This window comes from Lysobacter sp. 1R34A, assembly GCF_051217035.1.
GTDB lineage: Bacteria > Pseudomonadota > Gammaproteobacteria > Xanthomonadales > Xanthomonadaceae > Lysobacter.
In genome coordinates this window covers 1-25,868 of sequence record NZ_JBPKJP010000010.1, presented here as the reverse complement: position 1 = coordinate 25,868, position 25,868 = coordinate 1, and the positions used below count along the sequence as shown (strand labels likewise).

Annotated in this window: 21 protein-coding genes; 8 read left to right on the top strand and 13 right to left on the bottom strand. The window is 68.5% G+C overall.

Annotation, left to right across the window (positions count from 1 at the left end; genetic code table 11):
* Window positions 1–11: 11 nt before the first annotated feature.
* From ACSAMQ_RS05160 to ACSAMQ_RS05150, 3 genes are all read right to left on the bottom strand, one after another.
* Complete coding sequence (locus ACSAMQ_RS05160; protein ID WP_435394621.1) at window positions 12–2,360, bottom strand: FdhF/YdeP family oxidoreductase; 2,349 nt, start codon at window positions 2,358–2,360, stop codon at window positions 12–14.
* Window positions 2,357–3,223 carry a formate dehydrogenase accessory sulfurtransferase FdhD gene (fdhD, locus tag ACSAMQ_RS05155; RefSeq protein ID WP_435394674.1) on the bottom strand — a complete coding sequence of 289 codons (867 nt, stop codon included), beginning with the start codon at window positions 3,221–3,223 and terminating at the stop codon, window positions 2,357–2,359. Before fdhD ends, ACSAMQ_RS05160 begins: the two co-directional genes overlap by 4 nt.
* Before the next feature lie 123 nt (window positions 3,224–3,346).
* Window positions 3,347–4,984 carry an OFA family MFS transporter gene (locus tag ACSAMQ_RS05150; protein WP_435394620.1) on the bottom strand — a complete coding sequence of 546 codons (1,638 nt, stop codon included), beginning with the start codon at window positions 4,982–4,984 and terminating at the stop codon, window positions 3,347–3,349.
* A 342-nt stretch (window positions 4,985–5,326) separates the two neighbouring features.
* Between ACSAMQ_RS05150 and ACSAMQ_RS05145 the strand changes: the two genes are divergently transcribed.
* Window positions 5,327–6,412, top strand: coding sequence for a substrate-binding domain-containing protein (locus tag ACSAMQ_RS05145; protein ID WP_435394619.1), 1,086 nt, complete (start codon window positions 5,327–5,329; stop codon window positions 6,410–6,412).
* Window positions 6,413–6,530: 118 nt separating this feature from the next.
* Here ACSAMQ_RS05145 and ACSAMQ_RS05140 read toward each other — a convergent pair whose 3' ends face one another.
* Window positions 6,531–8,372: a DUF885 domain-containing protein gene (locus ACSAMQ_RS05140; RefSeq protein ID WP_435394618.1), complete on the bottom strand. Its 1,842-nt coding sequence runs from the start codon at window positions 8,370–8,372 to the stop codon at window positions 6,531–6,533.
* A 949-nt stretch (window positions 8,373–9,321) separates the two neighbouring features.
* On the opposite strand from ACSAMQ_RS05140, the gene ACSAMQ_RS05135 reads away from it, so the two are divergent.
* Window positions 9,322–11,970, top strand: coding sequence for a TonB-dependent receptor plug domain-containing protein (locus tag ACSAMQ_RS05135; RefSeq protein WP_435394617.1), 2,649 nt, complete (start codon window positions 9,322–9,324; stop codon window positions 11,968–11,970).
* Window positions 11,971–12,249: 279 nt separating this feature from the next.
* Entirely contained in the window at window positions 12,250–13,104 is an 855-nt protein-coding gene (locus ACSAMQ_RS05130) for a DUF4349 domain-containing protein (RefSeq protein ID WP_435394616.1), read from the top strand.
* A 21-nt stretch (window positions 13,105–13,125) separates the two neighbouring features.
* Here ACSAMQ_RS05130 and ACSAMQ_RS05125 read toward each other — a convergent pair whose 3' ends face one another.
* Window positions 13,126–13,422, bottom strand: coding sequence for a hypothetical protein (locus ACSAMQ_RS05125; RefSeq protein WP_435394615.1), 297 nt, complete (start codon window positions 13,420–13,422; stop codon window positions 13,126–13,128).
* A gap of 151 nt (window positions 13,423–13,573) precedes the next feature.
* On the opposite strand from ACSAMQ_RS05125, the gene speG reads away from it, so the two are divergent.
* Window positions 13,574–14,158: a spermidine N1-acetyltransferase gene (speG, locus tag ACSAMQ_RS05120; protein ID WP_435394614.1), complete on the top strand. Its 585-nt coding sequence runs from the start codon at window positions 13,574–13,576 to the stop codon at window positions 14,156–14,158.
* A 163-nt stretch (window positions 14,159–14,321) separates the two neighbouring features.
* Here speG and ACSAMQ_RS05115 read toward each other — a convergent pair whose 3' ends face one another.
* Together ACSAMQ_RS05115 and ACSAMQ_RS05110 are read right to left on the bottom strand one after the other, a co-directional pair.
* Window positions 14,322–15,281, bottom strand: coding sequence for a peptidylprolyl isomerase (locus ACSAMQ_RS05115; protein ID WP_435394613.1), 960 nt, complete (start codon window positions 15,279–15,281; stop codon window positions 14,322–14,324).
* A gap of 14 nt (window positions 15,282–15,295) precedes the next feature.
* Entirely contained in the window at window positions 15,296–15,751 is a 456-nt protein-coding gene (locus ACSAMQ_RS05110; protein ID WP_435394612.1) for a hypothetical protein, read from the bottom strand.
* Window positions 15,752–15,926: 175 nt separating this feature from the next.
* Here ACSAMQ_RS05110 and ACSAMQ_RS05105 point away from each other — a divergent pair, with 175 nt between their 5' ends.
* Both ACSAMQ_RS05105 and ACSAMQ_RS05100 read left to right on the top strand, forming a co-directional pair.
* Window positions 15,927–16,292, top strand: a complete 366-nt coding sequence (locus ACSAMQ_RS05105; RefSeq protein ID WP_435394611.1) for a PadR family transcriptional regulator — start codon at window positions 15,927–15,929, stop codon at window positions 16,290–16,292.
* Window positions 16,289–17,221, top strand: coding sequence for a sensor domain-containing protein (locus ACSAMQ_RS05100; RefSeq protein ID WP_435394610.1), 933 nt, complete (start codon window positions 16,289–16,291; stop codon window positions 17,219–17,221). The genes ACSAMQ_RS05105 and ACSAMQ_RS05100 overlap by 4 nt, the downstream gene beginning before the upstream one ends.
* A 385-nt stretch (window positions 17,222–17,606) precedes the next feature.
* On the opposite strand, the gene ACSAMQ_RS05095 is transcribed toward ACSAMQ_RS05100, so the two are convergent.
* From ACSAMQ_RS05095 to ACSAMQ_RS05085, 3 genes are all read right to left on the bottom strand, one after another.
* Window positions 17,607–17,999, bottom strand: coding sequence for a hypothetical protein (locus ACSAMQ_RS05095; RefSeq protein WP_435394609.1), 393 nt, complete (start codon window positions 17,997–17,999; stop codon window positions 17,607–17,609).
* Between the two features lie 523 nt (window positions 18,000–18,522).
* On the bottom strand, window positions 18,523–19,767 hold the full coding sequence (locus tag ACSAMQ_RS05090) for a polyhydroxyalkanoate depolymerase (RefSeq protein WP_435394673.1): 1,245 nt from the start codon (window positions 19,765–19,767) through the stop codon (window positions 18,523–18,525).
* A 194-nt stretch (window positions 19,768–19,961) separates the two neighbouring features.
* Window positions 19,962–20,570, bottom strand: coding sequence for a class I SAM-dependent DNA methyltransferase (locus ACSAMQ_RS05085; RefSeq protein ID WP_435394608.1), 609 nt, complete (start codon window positions 20,568–20,570; stop codon window positions 19,962–19,964).
* Window positions 20,571–20,710: 140 nt separating this feature from the next.
* On the opposite strand from ACSAMQ_RS05085, the gene ACSAMQ_RS05080 reads away from it, so the two are divergent.
* Window positions 20,711–21,133: a CopD family protein gene (locus ACSAMQ_RS05080; protein WP_435394607.1), complete on the top strand. Its 423-nt coding sequence runs from the start codon at window positions 20,711–20,713 to the stop codon at window positions 21,131–21,133.
* Between the two features lie 210 nt (window positions 21,134–21,343).
* On the opposite strand, the gene ACSAMQ_RS05075 is transcribed toward ACSAMQ_RS05080, so the two are convergent.
* The 3 genes from ACSAMQ_RS05075 to ACSAMQ_RS05065 form a co-directional block, all read right to left on the bottom strand.
* Window positions 21,344–23,053 carry an alkaline phosphatase gene (locus tag ACSAMQ_RS05075; RefSeq protein WP_435394606.1) on the bottom strand — a complete coding sequence of 570 codons (1,710 nt, stop codon included), beginning with the start codon at window positions 23,051–23,053 and terminating at the stop codon, window positions 21,344–21,346.
* Between the two features lie 227 nt (window positions 23,054–23,280).
* Window positions 23,281–24,453, bottom strand: a complete 1,173-nt coding sequence (locus tag ACSAMQ_RS05070; RefSeq protein WP_435394605.1) for an MFS transporter — start codon at window positions 24,451–24,453, stop codon at window positions 23,281–23,283.
* Window positions 24,454–24,588: 135 nt separating this feature from the next.
* Complete coding sequence (locus ACSAMQ_RS05065; protein WP_435394604.1) at window positions 24,589–25,365, bottom strand: SDR family oxidoreductase; 777 nt, start codon at window positions 25,363–25,365, stop codon at window positions 24,589–24,591.
* A 114-nt stretch (window positions 25,366–25,479) separates the two neighbouring features.
* Between ACSAMQ_RS05065 and ACSAMQ_RS05060 the strand changes: the two genes are divergently transcribed.
* Window positions 25,480–25,868 (top strand): helix-turn-helix domain-containing protein (locus tag ACSAMQ_RS05060; RefSeq protein WP_435394603.1); only part of this gene is annotated, 389 nt, incomplete at its 3' end.

The following is a 25,868-nucleotide window of genomic DNA, read 5'->3' as shown; positions in this document are numbered from 1 at the left end:
CCAGCAGCGCCTCAGTCGACCCGGACAAGGCCGATGTCCTTGGCCTGCAGGCCCTGCGCCGCGTGCGGCCGGTGCGGATGCACGAGTACCGGAATCGATTTCGAAGTCGGCGTGCGCGCCTCGTCGGCGAAGCTCGACAGCGGCACCAGCGCATTGGTCTCGGGGTAATAAGCGGCCAGGCAACCGCGCGGAATGTTGTAGTCGACCAACAGGAAGCGCCGGGCGACGCGCTCGACCCCGTCCTCGCACAGGCTTTCCAGGTCGACCCAGTCGCCGGCGTTCATGCCCAGCGCGGCGATGTCGTCGCGATGGATGAACAACACCCGGCGCTCGCCGAACACCCCTCGGTAGCGGTCGTTCATGCCGTAGATGGTGGTGTTGTACTGGTCGTGCGAGCGGGTCGTCGCCAGGGTGAACACCGGCTGCTGCCGGCCGGCGCGGGCGCGGTGCACCGGCAGGTCGGTCGGCACCGCATGCGCCTTGAACAAGGCCTTGCCCTCGGGGTTGAGCCAGCGCCGCTCGGCCGCGGCATTGGGCAGGTGGAACCCGCCGGGCACGCGCACGCGCCGGTTGAAATCGTGGAAGTCCTCGAACACCTCGGCGATCTTGTCGCGGATGCGGTCGTAGTCGCCGACCAGCCACAGCCACGGCACTTTGCTGCGCGCGCCGAGGGTGGCCGCGGCCAGGCGCGCGACGATCGCCGGTTCCGACAGCAGAGTCGGCGCGGCCGGCGCGTTGATGCCGGCGGACAGATGGACCATGCTCATGGAATCCTCGACCGTCACGCCTTGCGCGCCGCCGTCCTGGATATCGATCTCGGTGCGGCCGAGGCAGGGCAGGATATAGGCGTCGCGACCGTGCACCAGGTGGCTGCGGTTGAGCTTGGTGGTCACGTGCACGGTGAGCTCGCAGCGGCGCAGCGCGCGATGGGTGGCCTCGGTGTCGGGCGTGGCGGTGGCGAAGTTGCCGCCGAGGCCGAAGAAGGTCTTGCAGCGGCCCTCGAGCATGGCCTCGATCGCGCCGACCGTGTCGTGGCCGTGCTCGCGCGGCGGTTCGAAACCGAACACCTCCCGCAGGCGGTCGAGAAAGGCCGGCGAGGGCTTTTCGTAGATGCCCATGGTGCGGTCGCCCTGCACGTTGCTGTGGCCGCGCACCGGGCAGGGGCCGGCGCCGGGGCGGCCGATGTTGCCGCGCAACAGCAGCAGGTTGCACAGCATGTGGATGGTCGCGACCGAGTGCTTGTGCTGGGTGATGCCCATGCCCCAGCAGCAGATTACGCTGCCGGCCCGGATATAGATGTCGCCGGCGCGTTCGAGTTCGGCGCGGCTGAGGCCGGACTCGGCCTCGATGGTGTCCCAGGACTCGGCGGCGACGTCGGCGGCGAAACGCTCGAAGCCGCGGGTGTGTTCGGCGATGAAGGCCACAGCGATGACCCGCTCGCGGCCCTCGCGCTGCGCCTGCGCATCGGCTTCGAGGGTGCGCTTGATGATGCCCTTGACCGCGGCCAGGTCGCCGCCGATGCGCAACTGGAAATAATCCGAGGAGATCCGGGTCGAGCCGTTGTGCAGCATCTCCAGCTTGTCCTGCGGGTCGGCGAACTTCTCCAGACCGCGTTCGCGCAGGGGGTTGAAGGAAACGATCGCGGCGCCGCGCTTGGCCGCCTTGCGCAGCTCGCCGAGCATGCGCGGATGGTTGGTGCCGGGGTTCTGGCCGAAGATGAAGATCGCTTCGGCGATCTCGAAATCGTCGAGCAGCACCGTGCCCTTGCCGACGCCGAGCTGGGCCTTCATCGCGGTGCCGGAAGGTTCATGGCACATGTTCGAGCAGTCGGGGAAGTTGTTGGTGCCGAACTCGCGCACGAACAACTGGTACAGGAAGGCGGCTTCGTTGCTGCAGCGCCCCGAGGTGTAGAACAAGGCCTGGTCGGGCGAGTCCAGCCCATTGAGATGCGCGCCGATGCGGGCGAAGGCTTCGTCCCAGGCGATCGGCAGGTAGCGGTCGCTGGCCGCGTCCCAGCGCATCGGGTGGGTCAGCCGGCCTTGGTTTTCCAGCCAGTGGTCGCTGTAGCGCGCAAGCTCGGCGACGGTGTATTGGGCGAACAGTTCCGGTGTGGCGCGGTGCTTGGTCGCTTCGGCGGCCACTGCCTTGGCGCCGTTCTCGCAGAACTCGAAGGTCGAGGTGTGATCGCGGTCGGGCCAGGCGCAACCGGGGCAGTCGAAGCCGTCGGGCTGGTTGGCCGAGAGCAGGGTGCGCGCGCCGTGCACCGGCACGTCCTGTTCGAGCAGGTGTCGGGCGACGCTGCGCAAGGCGCCCCAGCCGCCGGCCGGGCCGTCGTAGGGGCGGATGGTCTTCTTGCTCATGAGTTCGCTTCCGTTGCGTCGCCATCGCCACGATCGTCGCCGGCGCGCGGTGCGCGCGCCGGGGACTCGATCAGGCGCTGCGGGTGGGTGTAGACGGCGTGCCCGTCGTCGCGGGCGAAGCCGATGAGGGTCAGGCCGGCCGAGTCGGCCAGCGCGATCGCCAGCGCGGTCGGCGCCGAGATCGCGGCCAACAGCGGGATGCCGGCCTGCGCGGCCTTCATCGCCATCTCATAGCTGGCGCGACTGGTGACGACGGCGAAACCCTGCAGCGGGTCGAGGCCGGCGGCGACCAGGGCGCCGATCAGTTTGTCGAGCGCGTTGTGGCGGCCGACGTCTTCGCGCACGAACAGCACGCGGCCGTCGCGGCCGGCCCAGCCGGCCGCATGGGTGGCGCCGGTCAGCGCGTTCAAGGGTTGGCGCTCGCGCAGTTCGCGCAAGGCGCGATGCAGGGCCTCGACGCGGATCGGCTTGCTGTCGCGCAGGCGCGGCGGCGGCCGCAGCACCGCCTCGATGCTCTCGGTGCCGCACACGCCGCAGCCGCTGCGGCCTTGCAGGTTGCGCCGGCGCTGCTCGAGCGCGGCGGCGCGGGCCTGGGGAATCGCGAGTTGCACGGTGATGCCTTCGAGCGAAGTCGCGATCTCGCCGACCCGCAGTTCGCCGGCGCGGGCGACGAGGCCCTCGCTGAGCGAAAAACCCAGGGCGAAATCGGCGAGGTCATCGGGCGTGGCCATCATCACCGCGAACGGCGTGCCGTTGTAGACCAGCGCGACCGGCACTTCGGCGGCGATCGCATCGACGGTGTCGTCGACGCGCGCGCCGCGGCGGCGGCGCACCGGGCGCGACACCGCGCCGGCAGGCTGCATGTCGGTGTGCGGCGCGCCGGCCTCTTGCGCGTCTGCCGGCGCGTCGTTCGGGTATTTCGGTTCGATGGCGGTCTTGCTCATGGTTTGGAATGCCGGACGGCGCATGGCCGTCCGGCCAGGGCCTCAATGGAACAGCACGAACGCCTTCTGCAAGGTGACCCACATGCCCCAGGCCAGCGGCAGGCCGACCGAGGCCCAGGCCGCGAGCACCAGGGCCGGATGGCCGCCATGGCCGATCAGCGCCATCTGCGCGGCGTCGGCCGACGCGGGCAGGGCGCCGTCGTGGCCGGTCTTCTCGTGGGCGAGGCGCTTCTCGCGCGCCAGTTCCTCGGCGGTCATGAAGTGCTTCTGCGCGATCGGGCGCACCATCAGATTGCACAACAGGCCCAGCACCAGCATCCCGGCCAGGATATACATCGTGGTGTTGTAGACCTGCGAAGGCGGCATGCCCAGCCCGAGCTGGTAGTCGCGCATGTAGGTCACCACCACCGGGCCGAGGATGCCGGCGGTGGCCCAGGCGGTCAGCAGGCGGCCATGGATCGCGCCGACCATCTGGGTGCCGAACAGGTCGGCCAGGTAAGCCGGAATGGTGGCGAAGCCGCCGCCGTACATCGACAGGATCACGCAGAAGATCGCCACGAACGCGGCGATGCTGCCGGCGCCGGAACCGGCCCAGGGCGCGCTCGCGTACAGGGCGATGCCGAGCACGAAGAACACCACGTAAGTCATCTTGCGGCCGATGTAGTCCGAGGTGGAGGCCCAGAAGAACCGCCCGCCGATGTTGAACAGGCTCAGCAAGCCGGTGAAGCCGGCGGCGATCGCCGCGATCAGGCCCAGTTGCGCTTCGTCGAGCGACTTGATGCCGCCGTCGACGCCGATGAGTTTGCCGCCGAACACTTCCTGCAGCATCGGCGAGGCCATGCCGATCACGCCGATGCCGGCCGAGACGTTGAGGCAAAGCACGCCCCACAACAGCCAGAACTGCGGTATGCCCCAGACCTTGCTCACGTGCACGTGCTGCCGGGTGATCATGGTGTTCGCGCTCGCCGGCGGCGGCGTCCAGCCCGCGGGCGTCCAGCCGCTCGGCGGAATGCGGTAGCCGAACGCGCCGGCCATCATGAAGACGAAGTAGATCGCCGCCATGGTCAGGAAAGTTTCGAACACGCCGACCGACGTCGCGGTGGCGTAGTGCTTCATCAGCAGATCGGCGAGCGGGCTGCCGATCATCGCGCCGCCGCCGAAGCCCATGATCGCCATGCCGGTGGCCATGCCGCGGCGGTCTGGAAACCACTTGATCAGGGTCGACACCGGCGAGATGTAGCCCAGGCCGAGGCCGATGCCGCCGATCACGCCCGAGCCCAGCCACAGCATCCAGATCTGGTGAGTCTTGACCCCGATCGCCGAGATCACCAAACCGCCGCACCAGCACAGCGCCGAGACCACGCCGGCCTTGCGCGGGCCGGCGCGTTCGAGCCAGCCGCCCCAGATCGCCGCCGAACAGCCCAGCAGGACGAAGAACAAGGTGTACATCCAGGTCAGCGCGCTGACCTTCCAGTCGCAGTCGGTCGCGACCATGCGCGCGAAGAAGCCCAGGTCGGCCGGGCACTCGATCGGCGCGCCGATGCCGACCGCCTGCGACAGCGGCAGCCAGAACACGCTGAAACCGTAGGCCATGCCGATGCACAGATGGATCGCCAACGCCGCCGGCGGCACCAGCCAGCGGTTGAAGCCGGGGCCGGCGACGATGCGTTCTTTCGCCAACCAACTTTCCGATCGCCGGCCTTCCGTGGCGGATGGCGGGGTTGCTGAAACCACCGCGCTGTCACTGGACATAAGGACCCCTCCGATTACTGCTGCGACTGCCTAGGATCTACATCAATATGTACTTCAGGACATATTTGGGGGTCAGTCCGGAAGCGTGAGCGAGGCTATCCCAGGCAGAAGGTGACGTATATCGCCGAGTAGTCTAATAATCGGCTGTGCAAAGCCGATTGGATCGGCTGCAGGAGGCTCGTCCGAGCGGGCCCGACCACGTCCGACCACGTCCGGTTCCGCCCCCATTCGGCCCGACTCGCCGCCACGAGAGCTTTCGCAGGTGCAGGCATGTTCAAAGTCCAGATCCAACCCAAGTGGACGCTGCACGCCGCCGACGGGCGGCCGCTGCCGCCGAAGCTGATCGACCTGTTGCTCGGCGTGCATGCGACCGGCTCGCTCGCCGCGGCCTGCCGCGACCTGGATCTGTCCTATCGCTATGCCTGGGGGCTGCTGCGATCTTCGCGGGCGCTGTTCGGCACGCCGCTGCTGCGGATGACCCGCGGCCGCGGTGCGCGGCTGACCGCGCTCGGCGAACGCCTGGTCTGGGCCGAGCAGCGCATCGCCGCGCGCCTGGCGCCGACCCTCGACAGCCTGGCTTCGGAGGTCGAGGTCGAACTGCAGCGCACCTTGACTGCGCAGGCGGCGCCGCAGCGCCTGCACGCCGCGCACGGGTTCGCGGTCGAGACCCTGCGCCGTTTCCTCGACGAGGCCGGCACTCCGGTCGACCTGAAATACCGCAGCCCCGGCGAAGCGCTGAGCGCGCTGCGCGCCGGCGACTGCGACCTGGCCGGCGTGCACCTGCCGATCGGCGAGTTCGAGCGCGAGATCCTGTCGCTGTACGCCGACCGCATCGACCCGGTCAACGACCGCGTCCTGCACCTGGCGACGCGGCGCATCGGCCTGGTCGTCGCGGCCGGCAATCCCAAGCGCATCCGCGCGCTCGCCGACCTGTTGCGCGAAGACGTGCGCTTCATCCACCGCCAGCCCGGTTCCGGCGCGCGTCTGTTGCTGGAGCGCATGCTGGCGCGGCAGGGGCATTCGATCCGCGAGGTGCGCGGTTGCGGCATCGACGAGCTGACCCATGCCGCGGTCGCGGCCTATGTCGCCAGCGGCATGGCCGACGCCGGATTCGGGCTGGAGACGCCGGCGCGGCGTTACGGCCTGGACTTCGTCCCGGTCGCCTCCGAGCATTATTTCTTCCTGGTACGCGCCGACAGCCTGGCCTCGCCGGGCCTGGCCGAGATGCTGGCGATCCTGCGCAGCGACCGTTTTCGCTACGAGCTGGGCCAGTTGCCGGGTTACGACGCCGACCGCTGCGGCACGGTGCAGGACGTGGTCGAAGCGTTTCCGGCCGCGCGGGCGGTGTTCGGCTGAGTCGCAGCGGGGTTGCGTGGCCATCCGTGTTTCGCGCGACCCGCGTCAGCGACGATGTCGTAGGCACTGCAATACGAAAAACCCGCCATGCGGCGGGCTTCCCGTCCTGCGAACCGATTCAGAGAATCGGTTCGTCCAGCATCAGCTCGCGCACGAACCGCACCGGCGGGGCGCCGTAGGACAGCACCTGGTCGTGGTAGGTCTTGGCGTCGAACTTCGGCCCGAGCTTGGCTTCCACCGCCTTGCGCATGTCGAAATGTTCCTGCGCGCCGACGAAATAGGTCGGCAGCTGCGCCGAGGTCAGCTGCGCGCGCACCCACTTGCCGGCGGCTTCGCGTTCCTGCTGGAAGGTCTGCCGGGTCATGAAGTGCATCGCCTGCTCGCGGCTCCAGTCTTCGACCTGCACGCCCTGGTCGAGGATCGCGTTGCCGATGCTGCGCAGGTAGAACTTGAGCTGGACCAGGCGGAACAGCGGGTCGTTGTCGAGATAACCGGCGTCGGCCATCACGTCCTCGGTATAGACCGCCCAGCCTTCGGCGAACACGCCCGAACGCAGCACCGCGCGCAGGGTCGACGGCGCCTTGGCCGAATGCGCGCCTTCCAGGTAGTGGCCCGGCATCGCTTCGTGGATCGACAGCAGATGCACCATGCGCGTGTTGTACTCGCGCAGGAAGGAATCGACCTGGGCCTCGCTCCAGTCGTCGGGAATCGGCGAGATCGCGTAATAAGTGTCCAGGCCTTTGTCGAGCGGGCCCGGCGAATCGCAATAGGCCAGGGCCACGCCGCGCTGGAACTCCGGCATCAGGATGATCTTGACCGGCGCGTCGGGCACGGTCACCAGGTTCTTGGCGCGGGTGAAGGCGGTGGCTTCCTCGAGCGTCTGCTTGGCGAAGTCGACGACCTTGTCGCGCGCCGGCTTGTCGGCATAGGCCAGTTCGAGCGCGGCCTCGATCGCCTTCTGCTGCTGTTCCGGTGTCGGCTTGTCCGGTAGTTCCGGCGCGCCGGGCTTGCCCTTGAGTTCCTTCTGCGCGATCGCGTACATCTCGGCGCGCACGCGGGCGAGTTCGGATTGCGCGCGCTGCATGATCTCGGCGCGCGACAAGGACGAATTGAGCGAGAACTTCAGCTTCTCGTCGTACAGGGTCTGGCCGATGCGGAAATTGCCCTTGGCGTCGGGCACCAGGGTCTTGTCCAGCCACTCCTGCTGTTCGGCGACGGCCTTTCGCAGGCCGGCGACGGCGGCGTCCAGGCGCTTGCGATCGGCGCCCTTGAGCTGGCCGGCGTTGGGCGCGATGAAGGCGTCGATCAGGCTGAGCACGCCGGCGTTCTGCTTGGCGACGGTCTCGGCGTGGATCTTCGGCACCCGCGCCGGGTCGAGGTTGGCGCGGGCCTGGGCGAAGATCGCCGGGATCTTCTCCATGCGCGCGGTCGCCGACTTCAGCCGCTGCGGCATCGGCGCGAATTCGCGCGCCATCAGGTTGTAGATCGCATCGCCGGCCAGGCCGCTGTAGACCATCGGGTCCCAGGCCCAGTTCTGCAGGGTTTCGATCGACCAGATTTCCGAGCGCAGGCGGTTGCGCAGGATCGCCGCGTCGACCTGGTTCTCGCGCGACAGGCGGGCGGCGTCGACGGCATCGAGCTCGCCCAGCAGCTTGCGGTTGAAGTCGAGCTGGCGCTGGCGGCCGGCGGCGCTGAGGTCGTCGATCTCGCCATCGAAGCGGTGGTCGCCGATCTGGGTGGCGCTGACCGGGTTGATCTGCATGACCCCGTCGAGCCAGCGCCTGGACAGCGCGGCGAAGGCGGCGTCGACGGCCGGGTCCGAACTCGCCGCGGGCGCGGCGGCCGTCCGGGCCGCGGCGGTGGGTGCGGCGGTTTCGTGCGTTCCGCAGGCCGACAAGGCGACGGCCAGCAAGGCCGGAGTGAGGACGAAAGAGAGCTGCGAGGGACGCAACAGGCGCATATCCGATCTCGGTCGAGGGGGCGGCCGGGCCGCAATGCGCGGAGGATATGCGAAGGCGGTGGGGTGCGCATGGGTCATAGGTCCGGGCGGGGAGTGGGCCTCGGGCCGACGGGAAGGCGTCGCGGCGTACCGTCGCGCCGGACGCTCGTGACCGGCCCCGACCTTGCCGATCCGGTCCTTCGCGCAACCGCCGTGCCGGGCGGCGGATTTCGTGGTGCCGATGGGCGCCGGCGTCATAACCATCGGCCATGCGCTCATGCGGCGCGCGGCATGAGCGGCCCGGAATAATGAACAACGGATCGCACCACTGCGATCGCGCGCGAGCCTTGTGTTGCGGGGCTTGCGTGCGAATCGCGCGGTTCCCGCGCGCATGGCCCGATTCAGGATCGCGGCGATCGATGGCGGCGAAAACCGGGAACGCAGGCCGAACGTCGATTGACGTCGCTTTATCGCGATGCAACATATCGCTCGTCGCCGGCTTCGGCGGCCTTCCTCCGCTGCCGACGAACCGCCGTGAACCCTGCTGGACCGACCCGAACTCATGCCGCACCGCGCCGCTCCATGTGCGCGTGCCGCTGTCGCAAGTGTTGCCGCTGATCCCGCATCGCTTCGTCCGCGTCCGTCCGCCAGCTCTGCACGTGCCATGTCCGCTTCGATCCCGAAATCTCCGCTCGCGACCATGTTCGCTTCGCTGCAGCCCCGGCCCATCGCGCGAATGCCGATGCGTTGTCGCTGTAGCCGGCAGGTGATGCCCGCGACGGGTTGATCCTGCCAGCACCGTTTTTCGCCCGACCCGGATCGGTACGCGGCTGCACGGCAACGCCGTCCCGCGATTCCCTCTCCCTCGCGACTGCACTGCGCTTGCGCAGCGCCGGCGGCTGCGTGCCGTTCCGGGCGGGCGTTCTTGTTCGCTTTCGTCTTTCCCTTCGACTCGTCCCCAGGAAGCCCCATGTCCCTCGCTCTTGTTTCGTCCCGCCCCCGCGTGCGCTACCGACGCCTCGCTCTAGCGCTTTCGATCGCGCTGGCCGCGCCGTTGGCGCAAGCCGACGACACCTTGGCCGCCGATGCCGCGCCCGGCATCACCCTCGACGCGGTCCAGGTGACCGGCACCCACCTCAAGCGCAGCGACGAGGCCGGGGTCAACCCGGTGCTGGTGATCGATCGCGCGCAGATCGAAAAAAGCGGCAAGGTCACCGTGTCCGACCTGCTGCGCAGCCTCACCGTCAACAGCGGCAACAGCTTCAACGAGCAGTACACCGGCAGCTTCGCCAACGGCTCGGCCGGGGTATCGCTGCGCGGCCTCAGCCAGAAGAACACCCTGGTGCTGGTCAACGGCTATCGCGTGGCGTCGTACGGCTTCGCCCAGAACACCCAGGACAACTTCGTCGACCTCAACGCGCTGCCGCTGGGAGCGATCGAGCGGGTGGAAATCCTCAAGGACGGCGCCTCGGCGCTGTACGGTTCCGATGCGATCGCCGGCGTGGTCAACCTGATCCTGCGCGGCAAGATCGAAGGCCTGGAAGTCGACGCCGCCTATGGCGCGGCCACCGAGGGCGGCATCGACCAGAGCAGCCTCGGCCTGCGCGCCGGCCGCGGCGACTCGGCCCAGGACGGCTACAGCCTGCGTTTCAGCCTCGACGTGTTCAAGCGCGGCCGGCTCGACGCCGACGAGCGCGACCTCACCCGCGACGGCGACTATCGCGACCAGCCCGGCGGACGCCTGGCCGGCTGGTCGACCCAGGGCGGCGCCTACCTGTCGAACCCGCGCGCGCCGGCGGCGTTCCCGTGCCAGCCCGGCACCCAGTCGCGGCCGTACGCCGATTTCGGCAGCCCGCTGCCGGGCAACGCCTGCGCATTCGACACCCAGCCGTTCCGCACCCTGGTGCCGGACGTGGAGCGCTACCAGGCGCTGGTCGCCGGCGACGTGTGGTTCGACGAATCGTTGCAGGGCTTCGCCGAAATCCTCTACAGCACCAGCCACAACGGCACCTATTTCAGCGCGCCGATGTCGGTCGGTGCCGGCCTGCGCGCCTACGACCGCGGCACCGGCCGTCTGGTCGACATCCCGGCGGTGCTGCCGGTCGGCCATCCGAACAATCCGAACGCGGTGCCGACCCCGTTCGAGTATTCCTTCCTCGACCTCGGCGCGCGGTACAAGATCAACAAGTCGCAATTCCAGCGCACCCTGGTCGGTTTGCGCGGCCACGGCGAAACCTGGGACTGGGAAGTCGCCGCCAGCCATTCGGAAAGCCGCCAGCGCGAGTACGTGCGTAATTTCCTCGACCGTTACGCGTTCGAGCGGACCCTCGCCACCGGCAGCTACGACTTTTTAAACCCCGCGCGCACGCCGGGGGCGCTCGAGGCCCTGCGTCTGTCGACGCGGCGCCCGGGCACGTACCGGCTGAGCACGGTCGGCGGCAAGATCTCCGGCTTCCCCTGGCAGTGGCGCGCCGGCGACGTCGGCGTGGCCGCGGGCGTGGAGTTCCGCGACGAGGCCCAGGACGCGCGCACCAGCCCGCAAGTGTTGTCGGGCACCGAGCTGCGTCCGGCGATCAATCTGATCGACGGCAGCCGTCGCGTCTCGGCGGCATTCTTCGAACTCAGCCTCAAGCCCTGGCAGCAGGTCGAAGTGCAGTTGGCCGGCCGCGGCGATCATTACGACGATTTCGGCAGCGCGTTCTCGCCCAAGCTCGGCATCCGTTGGCAGGCCAGCGACGATTGGTTGCTGCGCTTAAACGCATCGCGCGGATTCCGCGCGCCGTCGCTGCCGGAGATCGCCCAGAGCACCACGATCAGCTACGGCAGCGTCATCGACCCGTTCGACCCGGTGCAGCCGGGCGCGTCGCGCGGCGTGACGATCCTGCGCGCCGGCAACCCCGAGCTCAAGGCCGAGCGCTCCAGCAACATCAACCTCGGCGTGTTGTGGGCGCCCGATGCCGACACCAGCCTCGGCGTCGACCTGTACCGCATCCGCCAGGACGACCTGATCGCGCCGGACAACGTCCAGTTCGTGGTCTCCAACCCGCAGACCGATCCGGGGCGGATCACCCGCGATACGCAAGGCCGGTTGCAACTGGTCGAAAACCGCTACGCCAACCAGGGCACCCTGACCACGACCGGCTTCGACATCGAAGGCCGCAAGGTCTGGCACGCCGGCGAGGCCGACTGGACGCTCGACGGCACCTGGACCCGCCTGCTGAGCTACGAGCAACCGCAGGTCGCCGGCCAGAACGCACTCGAAGGCGCCGGCGGCAACCGCTTCGGCGCGCTGCCGAAGTGGCGCGGCATCACCTCGCTGGCGTACGGCCGCGGCGACTGGAACGCACAGCTGTCGTGGCGCTACATCGGCGGTTACCGGCAGCAGGTCGTCGACGCGCGCAGCAACCCGGGCCTGGACGCCCAGGTCGACGACCACCACCAGTTCGACCTGTACCTGGGCTACGAAGGCCTGCGCGACACCACCTTGTATCTGTCGGTGCAGAACCTCGCCGACAAAGACCCGCCGTTCGATCCGGCCGGCGGCGCCTTGCCCTACGACATCAGCCAGTACGATGCCCTGGGCCGCTTCGTCACGGTGGGGTTCAAGCATAAGTTCTGATCGCCTGATCCAGTAGGACTGGAGTCCCGGCGCCTGGCGGGCGCGGCGCACGCGCTGCGTCGTTGCCGAAGGCGGGCCCCGCTTGGCGGAGCCGAACATCCCAGGCTGCAGGGGGCATGGCCCCAGAGGATTGGCCCACACCCCCGAAACCGTTCGACCCCGATCGACCCGGCGCGACGTTAGCCATGACCACCGGCGCCCAGCAAACCCGCTGGGCGCCCGGCCGCGATGGCATAGTGCGCGGGCCGGACGGATCACAACGGGCCAAGGAGAAAGATCATGGGGTATGGATTCGCGAAGCGGCTGCTGGCCGCGACGCTGGCGCTGGGCGTGCTCGGCGGGTGCGGCAAGCACAACGCGGCGACGATGGAAGAGCCGGTCGCGGTGCCGACGGCGGCCCTGGTCAAGCGCGGAGCCGGCGGTACGGCGCCGTCGCCGGACAAGGCCGATCTCGGCGTGTTGCTGGCCTACGAACATCGTGTGCAGATCCGCCTGCCAGGCGAACGCATCGCGGCCCAGGCCGCGGCGGTGCAGGCGGCCTGCAACGCCGCCAAGTTCGGGGCCTGCGCGGTGCTGGGCATGAACCAGAGCGGCGGCGACGAGCCCTCGGCGATGGTGCAGGTGCGGATCGTGCCGGACGGCGTGGAACCTCTGATCGGCCTGGCCGGCAAGGGCGAGGAAATCAGCGAGCGCAGCATCCAGGCCGACGATCTGGCCACCGCGGTGCGCAACAACGCGATGCTGCAGGACCGTCTGCAGAAAGAACACGCGCGCCTGCTCGAGTTCCAGGACCGCAAGGACCTCAAGGTCGCCGACGTGCTGACCCTGTCGAACCGCATCGCCGAGATCGAGTCGCAGCTGCAGGGCGCGCAACAGGAAGCCGCGCAGCAGCAACGGCGCATCTCGACCCAGTTGGTCACCTTGAATTTCCAGACCACCCGCGGGCAGGAAAGCCGCAGCGAGATCGGCGATGCGTTCCGCGATTTCGGCGGCATCGTCGCGACCGTGATCGCGTTCCTGATCCGCGCCATCGCGGTGTTGCTGCCGGTGTCGGTGGCGCTGGCCGCCTTGGGGTGGGTGCTGCTCCGGCTGCGCCGCGCACGTCGGGCTAGGCGCGCCGCCCGCGGCGCCTGACCGGCCAGCGCGCTTGGTGCGTTAGCGGGTCTCGTCGGTTTCGAACTCGACCAGCACGTCCAGGTCGAAGGCCAGCGCTTCCACCGCCTCGCGGACCTTGTTCGCGGTGGACGCGTTGGGCGCGTCGACTTCGAGTTCGTGCACGCCGGGGCCGGCGTCGTCGGGCAGGCCGGCGGAGCTGGAATCGGAGTCGTCCATGTGCGGCATCAGGTCGGCGACTTCCTCGACGTGTTCGATGCCTTCCAGGCTCGACAGCAGGTTGCCGATGGCGCGCGCGTCGTTCTCGTTGCCGGTGATGCGCAGTCTGAGCAGGGGCATGTCGTGGCCTTCGTGCAAGGGGGTTAGGGGCAGGCTAGGCAGGCGTCGGCTAAGGCCACGTGAAGCGCGGCCGTGCCGGTGCGTCGGCGCGGCGCGAACGGCAGCAAAAAACGTCACACCGGCTGCATGCCGGTGGAGTAGGGTAGCGGCCATGACTACGACCTCCGCCGACGAGCATCCCGCGCCGAGCGTCACCCTGCGTCCGCTGGAGCGCGGCGACCTGCATTTCGTCCACGTGCTCAACAACAACCGCAGCGTGATGGGTTATTGGTTCGAGGAGCCCTACGAGTCCTTCGTCGAACTCGAAGAGCTGTACCGCAAGCACATCCACGACCAATCCGAGCGACGTTTCATCGTCCAGGACAGCGGCCAGGAACGGGTCGGGCTGGTCGAACTGGTCGAGATCGACCACCTGCACCGGCGCGCCGAATTCCTGATCATGATCTCGCCGGAACAGCAGCGCCGCGGCTATGCGCGCGCGGCCACCGAGATGGCGATCAACTACGCGTTTCGCGTGCTGAATCTGTACAAGCTCTATCTGCTGGTCGACGTCGACAATTCGCGCGCGATCTCGATCTACGAGCAGGCCGGGTTCCAGCGCGAAGGCGTGCTGATCGACGAGTTCTTCAGCGACGGTCGCTACCACGACGTGGTGCGGATGTGCCTGTTCCAGCCGCAGGCGCTGGAACGCGGCGCCAGCGCCAAGCCGCTGTCGCGCGGGCCCGAGCGCGACTGAGGCCGGCGCCGAACGCAGGCCCGAGGCCGCGCCGGACGGGCCTGAGACCGGCGCCAGACGGGCCTGAGACCGGCGCCGAACGGGCCTGACACCGGCGCCGAACGAGCCTGAGACCGGCGCCGAACGGCGCCGGGGCAGTCCACCCCGGCGCGATCGGGCCGGCTTACTTCTTCTTGCCCTTGGCCTTCGCCTTGGACGGCGCCGCGGCTTGCGCGGTCTGCTCACGCACCGGCAGCGGCACGTTGCAGATGTTGATGTGGCCGGCCGGCTGCTTGTACCACTCGTCGCGGCGGTTGCGGCGCGACTCGACCAATTCGGCGAACAGCGGCGTATCGGTGCGCAGCACTTCCAGGTTGGCGCGTTCGGCCTTCGGCACGTCGGCCGCCAGGCGGATCGCGCGGATCGGGGTGCGCTCGGCCGGAGTTTCGTAGAAGCCGAGGTTGCCGGTGCCGCGCGGCAGCGACGACAGCAGTTCGATGCCCTTGACCACGCGCCCGACCGTGGTGATGTTGCGGTCGAGGTGGCGCGGCGACTGCCCGGTCACTACGTACAGCTCGGTGCCGTTGCTGGAATCGGCGGCCATGTCGCGGCCGGCGCCGACGGTGCCGTAGCAGTGGGCGAGCCAGCTCGAACCGGTGGCCGAATCGCGCGCGGCCGGGAAGCCGGCGACGAAGCCGGCCTCGGCCGCCCAACCGTCGGCGTCGGGCAGCACGGTCATCGCCAGACCCTGGCTCTTGCGGGCGAATTCGGCCGGCAGCTTGGCCTTGACCCCGCGGCCGTACGGCTTGCGCTGGGCCGCATCCTCGGCATTCGCATCGCCCCATTGCACGACGTAGTTGTCCTGCGAGCGGTTGATGCTGAGACCGTTCCAGTACTGGTTGGTGGCCAGGGCGCGGATGTTGGCGACGTGCGCCGGCGCGAACTGCGGCGCCAGCTCGATCACCACGCGGCCGCGCGGCAGTTCGACGTACAAGGTGTTCTTCGGATCCAGCGCGCGCCAGTCGGCGGGCTGGCTGGCGTCGAGGATCTCCTGCATCGGGCGCGCCGGCGTCTGCGCCGAAGCGGTCTGCAGCACGGCGGCGGTCAACAGGCTCAGCAGGGCGGTTTGCGGCATCGAACGCATCGGGCGATCTCCTGTCAGGGCTGGCGAGTGTAGTCGCCGTGTATGAATTCGGCGAAGTCGGTTTCGCCCGGGTAGCGGTTCTCGATCACGAAGCGGTGGCGCTCGCCGTCGAGCTCGTAGCGATAGCGCGATTCGCCGCGCGGGGTGACCTGGTCGAAGCGCAGGCTGTCGCCATGCCAGCGACCGCGCGCCGGCGCGGCCGGATGGCTGCCCAGCGAGTCGAACCACCACCACAGCACCTGGTCGCTGCCGGGCTCGACCAGGAACACGCCGTGGCCGCGGAACACGGTCTCGCCATCGCGCTCCTGGCGGTATTCCTGGATCAACGCGCCGCCGTCGAGGGCGATCCGGTAGTGGCCGTGGCCGACCGAGGCGGCCGCGGTGCCGGCGTTGCGTTCGGGCCCGGACCAGGCGCCGGCGAGGCGGTGGAGCAGGGCGAGCGGAGCGGGGTCGGGTCGGGGCGATTCCATGGCGTCGGCGGGACCTCTACGGGGACTCGTGGGGCCGGGCGCTGCGGCCGGGTCGCCGCAGCCTACCCCAGGCTTGCGGGCGGAACAGGGCCCTGCGACTCGTCCTGGTGACTATCGGCACATTCGCTATACCGAAGTTCGCAATAGTCTGAGCTCAACGATAGCGGAGAGCGACATGACCGACTTCGACAGCCAGTTGCGGAAGTTCCAGAAAGAGCTCAGCGCCGGCACCGTCTCGCTGGCCCTGTTGGCGGTCCTGGCCTCGGCCGCCGAGCCGATGTACGGCTACCAGATCGCCAAGCGCCTGGAGCGCGAAGGCGAGGGCGTGCTGAGCGGCAAGCAGAGCGCGCTGTACCCGGTGCTGCGCAATCTCGGCGCCGGCGGCCTGCTCGACAGCCACGTCGAGCCCTCGGTGACCGGCCCGCCGCGCCGCTACTACCGCATCACCGAAACCGGACTGTCCGTGCTGCGCGAATGGGTCCAGGCCTGGCGCGCTACCCGCGATTCCGTCGATTCCGTTCTTCAGGGGCTAGCACTATGAACACCACCGCCGCCACCGGTTCCTTCGCCCGCCCCGACAGCGCGCTGCCGCAGTCGATACCGGATTACCTCGACCGCCTGCGCGCGGCCCTGGCCGGCGCCGACAAGGCGCTGATCCAGGACGCGCTGTACGACGCCGAGGAATACCTGCGTTCCGAGATGGCCGAGAACCCGGGCCAGAGCGAGGCCGAGGTGATCGCCGCGGTCGCCGGCAGCTACGGCGCGCCCGACGAGGTCGCCGAGATCTACCGCGACACCGAGGTCAAGGTGCAGACCGCGCTGCGTCCGCCGGCGCCCAGGCCGCGCCAGTCGCTGCTCGGGCGTTTCTTCGGCGTCGCCGCCGAACCGCGCACTTATGCCGCGCTGTTCTACATGCTGTTCTCGCTGGCGACCGGCATCTTCTACTTCACCTGGGTCAACGTCGGCCTGTCGGTGTCGTTGGGCATGCTGATCCTGATCATCGGCGTGCCGCTGTTGATCCTGTTCCTGGGCTCGGTGCGGATCCTGTCCTTGGTCGAAGGCCGCCTGGTCGAGGTCATGCTCGGCGAACGCATGCCGCGCCGGCCGCTGTACCAAAATCGCGAACGGCCGATCCTGGAACGTATCAAGGACATGTTCGCCGACCCGCGCACCTGGAGCACCTTGATCTACATGCTGTTGATGCTGCCGCTCGGCATCGTGTACTTCACCGTCGCGGTGACCGGCCTGAGCGTCTCGCTGTCGCTGATCTTCTTCCCGCTGCTGCGGCTGGTGGGCCTCGGCACGGTGCAGTTCGACGGCTACGACGTGTTCATGGCCTGGGAGCCGTGGTCGTGGCCGGTGGCGATGCTGATCGGCGTGGTGCTGCTGTTCGCGACCCTGCACATCGCACGTTTCGTCGGCAAGTTCCACGGCCAGATCGCCAAGCACCTGCTGGTGCGTCTGGGCTGAGACGAGGCGAGGCGACGCGGCGGTCGACGCCGCGATCGCCGATCTTCGATCGCGGCGAGAGTCGGATCGAACGAAGCCGGCCCCAGGGCCGGCTTCGTCGTCGTGATGTGTGCCCGCACCGAACGCGCTGAGCCGCTGGCCTTCGTCGCTGCTGTCGCTGTTCCCCCCTTCGGAAAAGGGGGAAGGAGGAGTGCTCTTGCTTGCCCCACGCATCGCGCCGAACAACAAATCCCCCGCGCCGAAACCCGCATTGGACTTCGTTCCGTGTCGGGCGCTCGCCCCCTATTCAAAGGGGGCGATGTGGCAGGCGTGTCCGGAGAGAGCGCTGCTCAAGCGTCGTTGTTGCAATTCGTTTGTCGTTGCGGCGCGCAAAGCAGGCGATGCATCACTGCAGGAAGCAGCTGACTTTGACCTGCAGGAAGCTGGCTTGTTCTTGCTGCATTGCGGCCTGGCAGACCGGGTCGGTCGAGGAGCCGGCTTGCTGGCACTTCATCGCGCGTTGCTGCGAAACGATGTTGTAGATCTGCCGGTTGACCGAGCACTGCGGCGTCGGTGCCGGGCATTGCGCATCCATCATCTGCCAATAGACGTTCTCGACCTGTTGGCGTTGCTGGCAGATCGGGCTGTTCGGGCCTTGCGCGGTGCAGGCCTGGACCCGCTGGATGTGGCTGATTTCGACTTGGATACGCGAAGACTGGCAGGCCGCGGTGGCGGCGGAAGCCGCACCCGAGCACAGCATCAGGGCGGACAGGACGGCGGAAACGGTGGCGAGTTTCATGCGGTTCTCCTTGAGCCGGGGGCAATGGAACGAGTCGAGGGGTGAAGCACGATCCGGGGCAAGCGCGCGGGCAGAGCGCCGATGCTTGCGACGGGACCTAAGGACCTGCGATCGCAGTCGGCGATCGCGCTTGCGATGAAGTCGATGGATGACGCAACGCGACGCGCAGGCCTCGGTGCTGCGGCGGGCGATGACGAGATAACGAGGCGGTACGGCATGGGCCTTCCTGGCGTGTCGCGAACGGCGCGGCCGGTTCGCATGGTCCTGGTTCGCCGAGCTGATGCGATGGGCCTCGAACTGAGGGCGACTGCACAAACGGCGTTCGCTGGGGCGCGCGATCCTTCGGCGGGCCTCAGCGCGGACTGTAGCGGCAAAATTCGCCAGGTCCGTGCGACTGCGGCCGCGTTTGCGATCCAGTCGACAGTTTTTGCGTGCGGATCGGCCGGGTTCGTGGATGAAAAAAGCCCGATGCATGGCATCGGGCTCGGGGTGCGGCGGCGCTGCGCGCTATGGCGCAGGAGGTTCAGGCCGCGTACTTGGCGATGAACTTGCGCACTTGCGGATAGACCTGCTCGCGCCAGCGGCGGCCGCTGAAGATGCCGTAATGGCCGGCGCCGAGGACGGTCAGGTGCTCGCGATCGGCTTCGGCCACGCCGGTGCACAGGGTATGCGCGGCGCGGGTCTGGCCCTGGCCGGAAATATCGTCGAGCTCGCCTTCGATGGTCAGCAGCGCGGTGTTGTTGATCGCGCCCGGATTCACCCGTTCGCCGGCGACGTCCCACAGACCGCGCGGCAGCAGGTGCTCCTGGAACACCACGCGGATGGTGTCGAGGTAGTACTCGGCCGGCATGTCGAGCACGGCGTTGTATTCGTCGTAGAAACGGCGATGCGAGTCGGCGTCTTCGAGGTCGCCCTTGACCAGGTCCTGGTAGAAATCCCAGTGCGACTGGAAATGCCGTTCCGGGTTCATCGCGACGAAACCGCCGTGCTGCAGGAAGCCCGGATAGACGCGGCGGCCGCGGCCGGGGAAGTTGGCCGGCACCTGATGGATCAGGTTGCCTTCGAACCACCACAGCGGCTTGTGCACGGCGAGGTCGTTGACCTGGGTCGGGCTTTCGCGGGTGTCGATCGGGCCGCCCATCATCACCAGCGAACGCGGCGTGGCTTCGCCGCGCGCGGCCATCAGCGACACCGCGGCGAGCACCGGCACGGTCGGCTGGCAGACGCTGATCACGTGCAGGGTGTCGGCGCCGATCAGGCGGATGAAGTCCTGGATGTAGGCGACGTAGTCGTCGAGGGTGAAGGCGCCGTCCTCGGCCGGCACCATGCGCGCGTCGACCCAGTCGGTGATGTAGACCTTGTGGTCGCGCAGCAGCGTCTTGACTGTGTCGCGCAGCAGGGTGCTGTGATGGCCCGACAAGGGCGCGACCACCAGCACCGGCGGATCGTCCTTGAGCTCGGCGATGTTGTCGGCGTCGTCGGCATAACGCTTGAAGCGCAGCAGCCGGCAGAACGGCTTGCGCTGCATCTCGCGCTCGATCACCGGATAGGCGTTGCCGTCGATCTGGACCGAGTGGATGCCGAACTCGGGCTTTTCGTAATCCTTGCCGACCCGGTACAGCAGTTCGTAACCGGCGGCCAGGCGCGAGGCGCCGGGTACGGCCGAGAGCCAGCTGCCGGGCGCGGCGAACATCTTCGCGCCGGCTTCGGCCCAGTAGGTCATCGGCGCCATCCAGGCACGGCCGAGTTCATGCATCTGATAAAGCAGCATCGGATGGGACTCTCTGTGGCGTTACGGCGGTGGCGGTGCCGCCCGTACCGGTGAATTCGGCCGAGCGGTTTGCTGCGGCGCAGCATAGCGGATTGGGACGGGGGTCGCGTGAATGGCCCATGCGCCTGCGACGGGCGTTCCGGGACGTGCCGCCACCCAGTAACGGCGCCGCTCCCACTGGGCCGATCGGCTTAGCCGGCGGTTTCCAAAGCCGCGGTGTCGCCGCGCAGCGCCGGGGCCAGCCACAAGTGCGAGCCCAGGCCGGCGAAGCCCTGTGCGGCGAAGCGTTCTCGATAGAACCTGGCGGGGCGGCGCTTGAAGCCGTCGGTGTCGCCCTCGATGCCGTCCTCGCGGCTGAAGGTTTCCAGGAAGGCGACGCCGCCGCACAGTTCGGCCAGGCCGGACAGACCGCGGTCGAGTTCGCGGGTGTCCAGGTAGTGCAGCACGTCGCTGCAGATCAGCAGGTCGACCGGGGCGCAGGGGCGCAGGAACTCGAAATCGCCGAAGCGCGCCAGGTGCAGGTTGCGGCTGCGGCCGTAGCGGGCGACCGCGTACTCGCTGCTGTCGAAGCCCAGATAACTCGCGCGCGGCCGCAGCTTGAGCAGCGGCGCCCGCCACGGTCCTTCGCCGCAGCCGATGTCGAGCACGCTGCGCAGCGGGCGTTCCAGGTGGTATTCGGCGGTGGCCACGGCCAATGCGACCTTGCGTGCCAGGCGGGCGCTGCCGCCGATGGCCTGGTCCTTGAGAGCCGGGTCGCGGTACCAGCGCTGGAAGTAATCGCGGTCGTACTGTTTGCTCATGGGGTCATCGGCGTGGCGTGGAGCGTGGCATCCTATCGCGCCCGGCCGGCGAACCGGCGCGTTGCGCGTGCCCTTCGCTCGAGCACCGCTTCATCGGTCCCGCCCGCCGACAACGCCAGCCGACTCCAGGACGCCCGCGTATGAATGCCTATCTGTGGACCAAGACCTTCCATCTCGTGTTCGTGATCGCCTGGATGGGCTCGGTGTTCTACCTGCCGCGGATCCTGGTCAACCTGGCCGAAGCCGGCGACGAGCCGGCGGTGCGCGCGCGCCTGGTACTGATGGGCCGGCGCCTTTACCGCTTCGGCCACATCATGTTCGGCATCGCCGCGATCCTCGGCGGCGTGCTCTGGTTCGTGTTCCACATGAGCGGCGGCTGGCTGCACGCCAAGCTGACCGTGGTCGCGGCGATGCTGGCCTTCTACATCGTCGCCGGCCGCTGGCTCAAGGGCGTCGACCAGGGCCGCCCGCTGCCGTCCTCGCGCAGCCTGCGCATCTTCAACGAAATCCCGGTGTTCGCCCTGGTCGCGATCGTGTGGCTGGTGTTGGCTAAGCCGTTCTGATCGGGAGTTGGGAATCGGGAGTCGGGAGTCGGGAGTCGAGGTTCGGGACTGGGGACTCGGGACTCGGGACTCGTAAAAGCGGGCCGGCGCGGACGACCGAGTAACGAAAAGCGCGACCCTTCCAGGTCGCCGTTTTCTTACTGCCCAGCCCGGTGCTGTTCCCCCCTTTGAAAAAGGGGGGGCAGGGGGATTTGCTCTAAGCGAAACCCCTCAACGGCTCTTGAAATCGTCCGGCTTCGGCAGCGTCAGCGGGATGGCGTTCGCGTCGCAGTCGCCCTTCGCGCACAGCGCTGCGCGCAGTTTCGGCATGCTCTGCAGCATGAAGTGATAGATCGCGTTCTGCTCGACGCTGCCGCGTACCGCGTCGCTGCCGGGGCCGCGCGCCCAGATGCCGACGTCGTCGCCGCCGTGGGTCTCGGCATTGGTCGGCACCAGCGCTTCCTGCATGTAGTCCGGATGCTCGGTGTCGACCCGGCTCAGGTCCGGGCGCCCCTTCTCGGCCGCCTGGGTGCCGCTGACGGTGTGCGGGTAACGGTGCGGGCCTTCCGGCTGCTGCGCGCTGGCGCCGACGTAACCCGGACCGTTGCTGTAGCTCAGGGTGGTGTAGGGCATGCCGAGCGAGTCGCGGGCGTAGTCGCCCGGGTCGCCTTCTTCGCCGCTGCTGCCGCGCACCTTGCCGAGCATCGGGTTGCCGCGCACCGGGTAGCCGACGAAGCTCAGGGTGTGCGAGTGATCGGCGGTGACCAGGATCAGGGTGTCGTCGGCCGAGGTCGCCCGGGTCGCCGCTTCGACCGCTTCGCTCAGGGCGATCGTGTCGGTCAGCGCGCGGTAGGCGTTGCCGAGGTGGTGGGCATGGTCGATGCGCCCGCCCTCGACCAGCAACACGTAGCCGTTGTCGCCCTTGACGCGCTTGAGGCGTTCGATCGCCGCGGTGGTCATTTCGGCCAGCGAGGGTTCGCCGGCGCCGTCTTGCGGGCGGTCGTGCGAGAACTGCATGTGATCGGGCTCGAACAGGCCGAACAGCGGCTGGTCCTTCGGCGCGGCGGCGAATTGCTCGGCGTTCCAGACATAGGCGCCGCCGGGGTGGCGCTGCTTCCAGGTCGCGACCAGGTCGCGGCCGTCGAGGCGCTGGCCGACCTTGTCGTCGTACTCGGGGTCGCGCTGTTCGACGGTCATGAAGTTGCCGCGGCCGCCGCCGAGCAGCACGTCCGGGCCGGTGCCGTAAGGCGATTCGATCATCTGCCGGGCGATGTCGACGCAGCCCTGGGCTTTGGCCTTCTCCGGCAGGTCCATGTCGTTTTCCCAGTTGCGGTCGGCCGAATGGCTGAAGGTCGCGCCGGGGGTGGCATGGGTGACGCGGGTGGTGGTGACCACGCCGGTCGCCAGGCCGCTGCTCGCAGCCAGTTCCCACAGGGTCAGCACCGGCGCGGCCAGCGCGCCGGCGCAATCGCCGCGCGCGGCCTGCTGGCCGATGCTGAGCACGCCGGCGCGGGTCTTCACCCCGGTCGCCATCGCGCTCATGGTGCCGGCCGAGTCGGGCGTCTGCGAGTCGGTGTTGTAGGTCTTGCTGAGCGCGGTCGCGGGGAAGCGCTCCCAGCTCAGGCGGTTCTCTTCGCCCGGCGCGCCCTTGATCTGGCCGGCGAGAATGCGCGCGGCCGCGACCGTGGTCAGGCTCATGCCGTCGCCGACGAACAGGATGACGTTCTTGGCCTTGCCGCCGATGGCGCCGCGCTGGGCGGCCTGCGCGGCGCCGTCGCGGTACCACCAGGCCGGGGTCTCGCCCTGCGGGTGCTGGATCGCGGGGACGTCGATGGCGACGGCGTGCGCCGTGGGCGCACCGCCGCGGGTCGGCGCCGTGGCGGCGCAGGCGCCGAGCAAAGCGGGAACGAGAAGGACGGAAGCGGAACGCAGCTTGGACATGGACGGCCGGCTTGGGGTGACTAGCCGGCGATTATGCCCCGGGTCTATGACGGCGCGGCGCTGGCGCCTGGGCGCCGTTTTGCGGGATCGGGCGGGAGCGCGGCGGCGCAGGAGCGAGTAAACGGGAGCGAGGAGTGAGGAGTGAGCAAGGGCCGGAGCAACGCCCGCCTTCGCTCGCTCTTCACTCCTATTCACTCACTTCTAGCTCCTACCCACACGCTCCCGCTTCAAATAGCCTGTCCCAGCCGCAGGTCCGAGCGGTGCTCGAGAAAATTCACCACCAGCCCCAGCCCGATCACGAACGCGGCGACCACCAGGATGTGGTTGAGCCCGACCTGGCGCAGCACCACGCCGCCGATCAGCGAACCCAGGGCGATGCCGATGTTGTAGCCCGACACGGTCAGGCTCGAGGCGATCTCGGCCGAGCCCGGAATCAGCCGGCGCGACACCTCGATGCCGTAGTGGCCCAGCGACGGCGTCGCGCTCATCGCGAACAGGCCGAGCACCAGGATCCCGGCGTAGGCCGCCGAGGGCAGGCCGATCAGGAAATAAATCGCCAGGAACAAGGCCGCGATCAGCGCGTAGTTGAAGCCGATCGTGCGCGACACCCCGAAGCGCGCCGCGGCGATGCCGCCGACATGGTTGCCCAGCACCACGCCGATGCCGAACAGCAACAGCAGCAGGTTGGCGGTGTCCTGGCTGTAGCCGAGCGAATCGATGATGAGCTTGGGCAGGTAGGTGTAGGCGATGAAATAGCCGCCGAACAGCAGCACGATCTTCATCAGCGCCGACAACACCCGCGGGTTGGAGATCACCGTGACGAAACCGACCGGCTGGGCGTCGATTTCGCGGCGGCCCGCGCTCGCCGGAATCCAGCGCCACATCGCCGCCGCGGCGACGAAATAGCTGGCGCCGAGCAACCAGAAGGTCGCCTGCCAATGGTAGTGATCGCTGACGAATCCCATGATCGGAATGCTCAGCACGATCGCGATGGTCAGGCCCGACACCACCTGGGACATGCCCTCGATGGTCGAGCGCGGGCTGAGTTTGCCGGCCAGCGGCATCGCCAACGAGAAAAACAGGCCGTGATTGGCGCCGAGCAACAGCCGCGCGAGCAGCAGCAGGCCGAAGTGCTCGCTGGCCGAGGCCAGCACGGTCAGCACGCCGGCCAGCGCCATCGACACCGCCAGGGTCAGGCGGGCGTCGTAGCGCTGCAGCAGGCGGGTCAGCACAGGCGCGCCGATGGTCACGCCGATGGCGTAGATCGCCACCAGCCAGCCGAGCTCGTCGCTGCTGCGGTGCAATTGATGGCTCAGCGACGGAATCAGCCCGACCGTGCCGAATTCGGCCGAGCCGAGCGCGAAGGCGCCGAGCAGAAGAGAAAACAGGGCTTTGTTCATTGGACGGGAATCGGGAATGGGGGAATCGGGAATGGGAAGAGGGGGAAAGAAAAGCGGAGGAGGCGGGACGAGATCGTGGATTGGCGCGAAGCCGCTCCAACGATTCCCTATTCCCTATTCCCGATTCCCGGCCGCCTACAAATGACTGCCGCCGCTGGCATCCAGGGTGGTTCCGGTGAACCACCGGCGGTCGTCGGAGGCGATGAAAGCTACGACATCGCCGATGTCTTCCGGCTGACCCACGCGCTTGAGCGCCTGGCTGCCGAGCACGAAAGCGCGGCCTTCATCCTGCTGCAGGAACTTGTTCATGACCGTTTCGATGGCGCCGGGCGACACGTTGTTGACGGTGATGCCGCGCCGGGCGAATTCCGGCGCGAGCTGCCGGGTCAGCACCTCCACCGCGCCCTTGCTGGCGGCGTAGGCGGCCAGGCCCTCGGTGGCCATGCGGGTCGACAGCGAGGTGATGTTGACGATGCGGCCGCCGTCGTTGAGGCGCGCGGCGGCATGCTGGATCGAGAAGAAGACGCCCTTGGCGTTGACGTCGAAAACCCGGTCGAACTGGGCCTCGGTGGTTTCCAGGGTCGGCGCGAACAGGCCGGTCGCGGCGTTGTTGACCAGGATGTCGAGGCCGGGTTGGCCGGTGGCGTCGAGCAGGAAGCGATCGAGTTCGACATAGGCCTGGGCGATCGAGGCGACCGAGCCCAGGTCGGCGCCGATCGCGACCGACTGTACGCCCAGTGCGCGGATCTCGGCGGCCACCGCTTCGGCCTCCTCGCGCGAGGCGCCGTAGTTGATCGCGACCTGGGCGCCGTCGCGGGCCAGGCGCAGGGCGATGGCGCGGCCGATGCCGCGGCTGGCGCCGGTGACGAAAGCGGTCTTGCCGTGCAGGGGTTTGCCGGAAAGGGTGCTCATGATGGGTGTCCGTAGGGGGAGGGACGGATGGGGAAAACATGTTATTCTGTAGTTCCGATATTCGGAACTATGGAAACCATAGCAGCAGGCCTTCGCTTGTTGCAAGCTGTCGCCATGAGACCCCTGCATCACCCCGCTGTCGACGACATCGAGATGACCGCCGTGCTGTACGCGCTGGCCGACCCGGTGCGCCTGGGCATCGTCCGCTCGCTGAGCCGCGACCATCCGGTGTCCTGCGTCGGCGCCTGCATCGACGAAGAACTGCCGCGCGCGACCTTGTCGCGGCACTTCGACGTGTTGCGTTCGGCCGGCCTGGTCAACACGGTCAAATCCGGAACGCAGTATCTCAACACCCTGCGCTGCGACGATCTCGAACGGCGCTTCCCGGGCCTGCTGCAGGCCAGCCGCCCCGGCTTCCTGCCCGAGGCCACCGCCGAACTCGCCACCGCCGGCCTGGTCCAACGCCTGGAGACGGTGGTGCTGGAGGCCAGCCCCGGCAACCG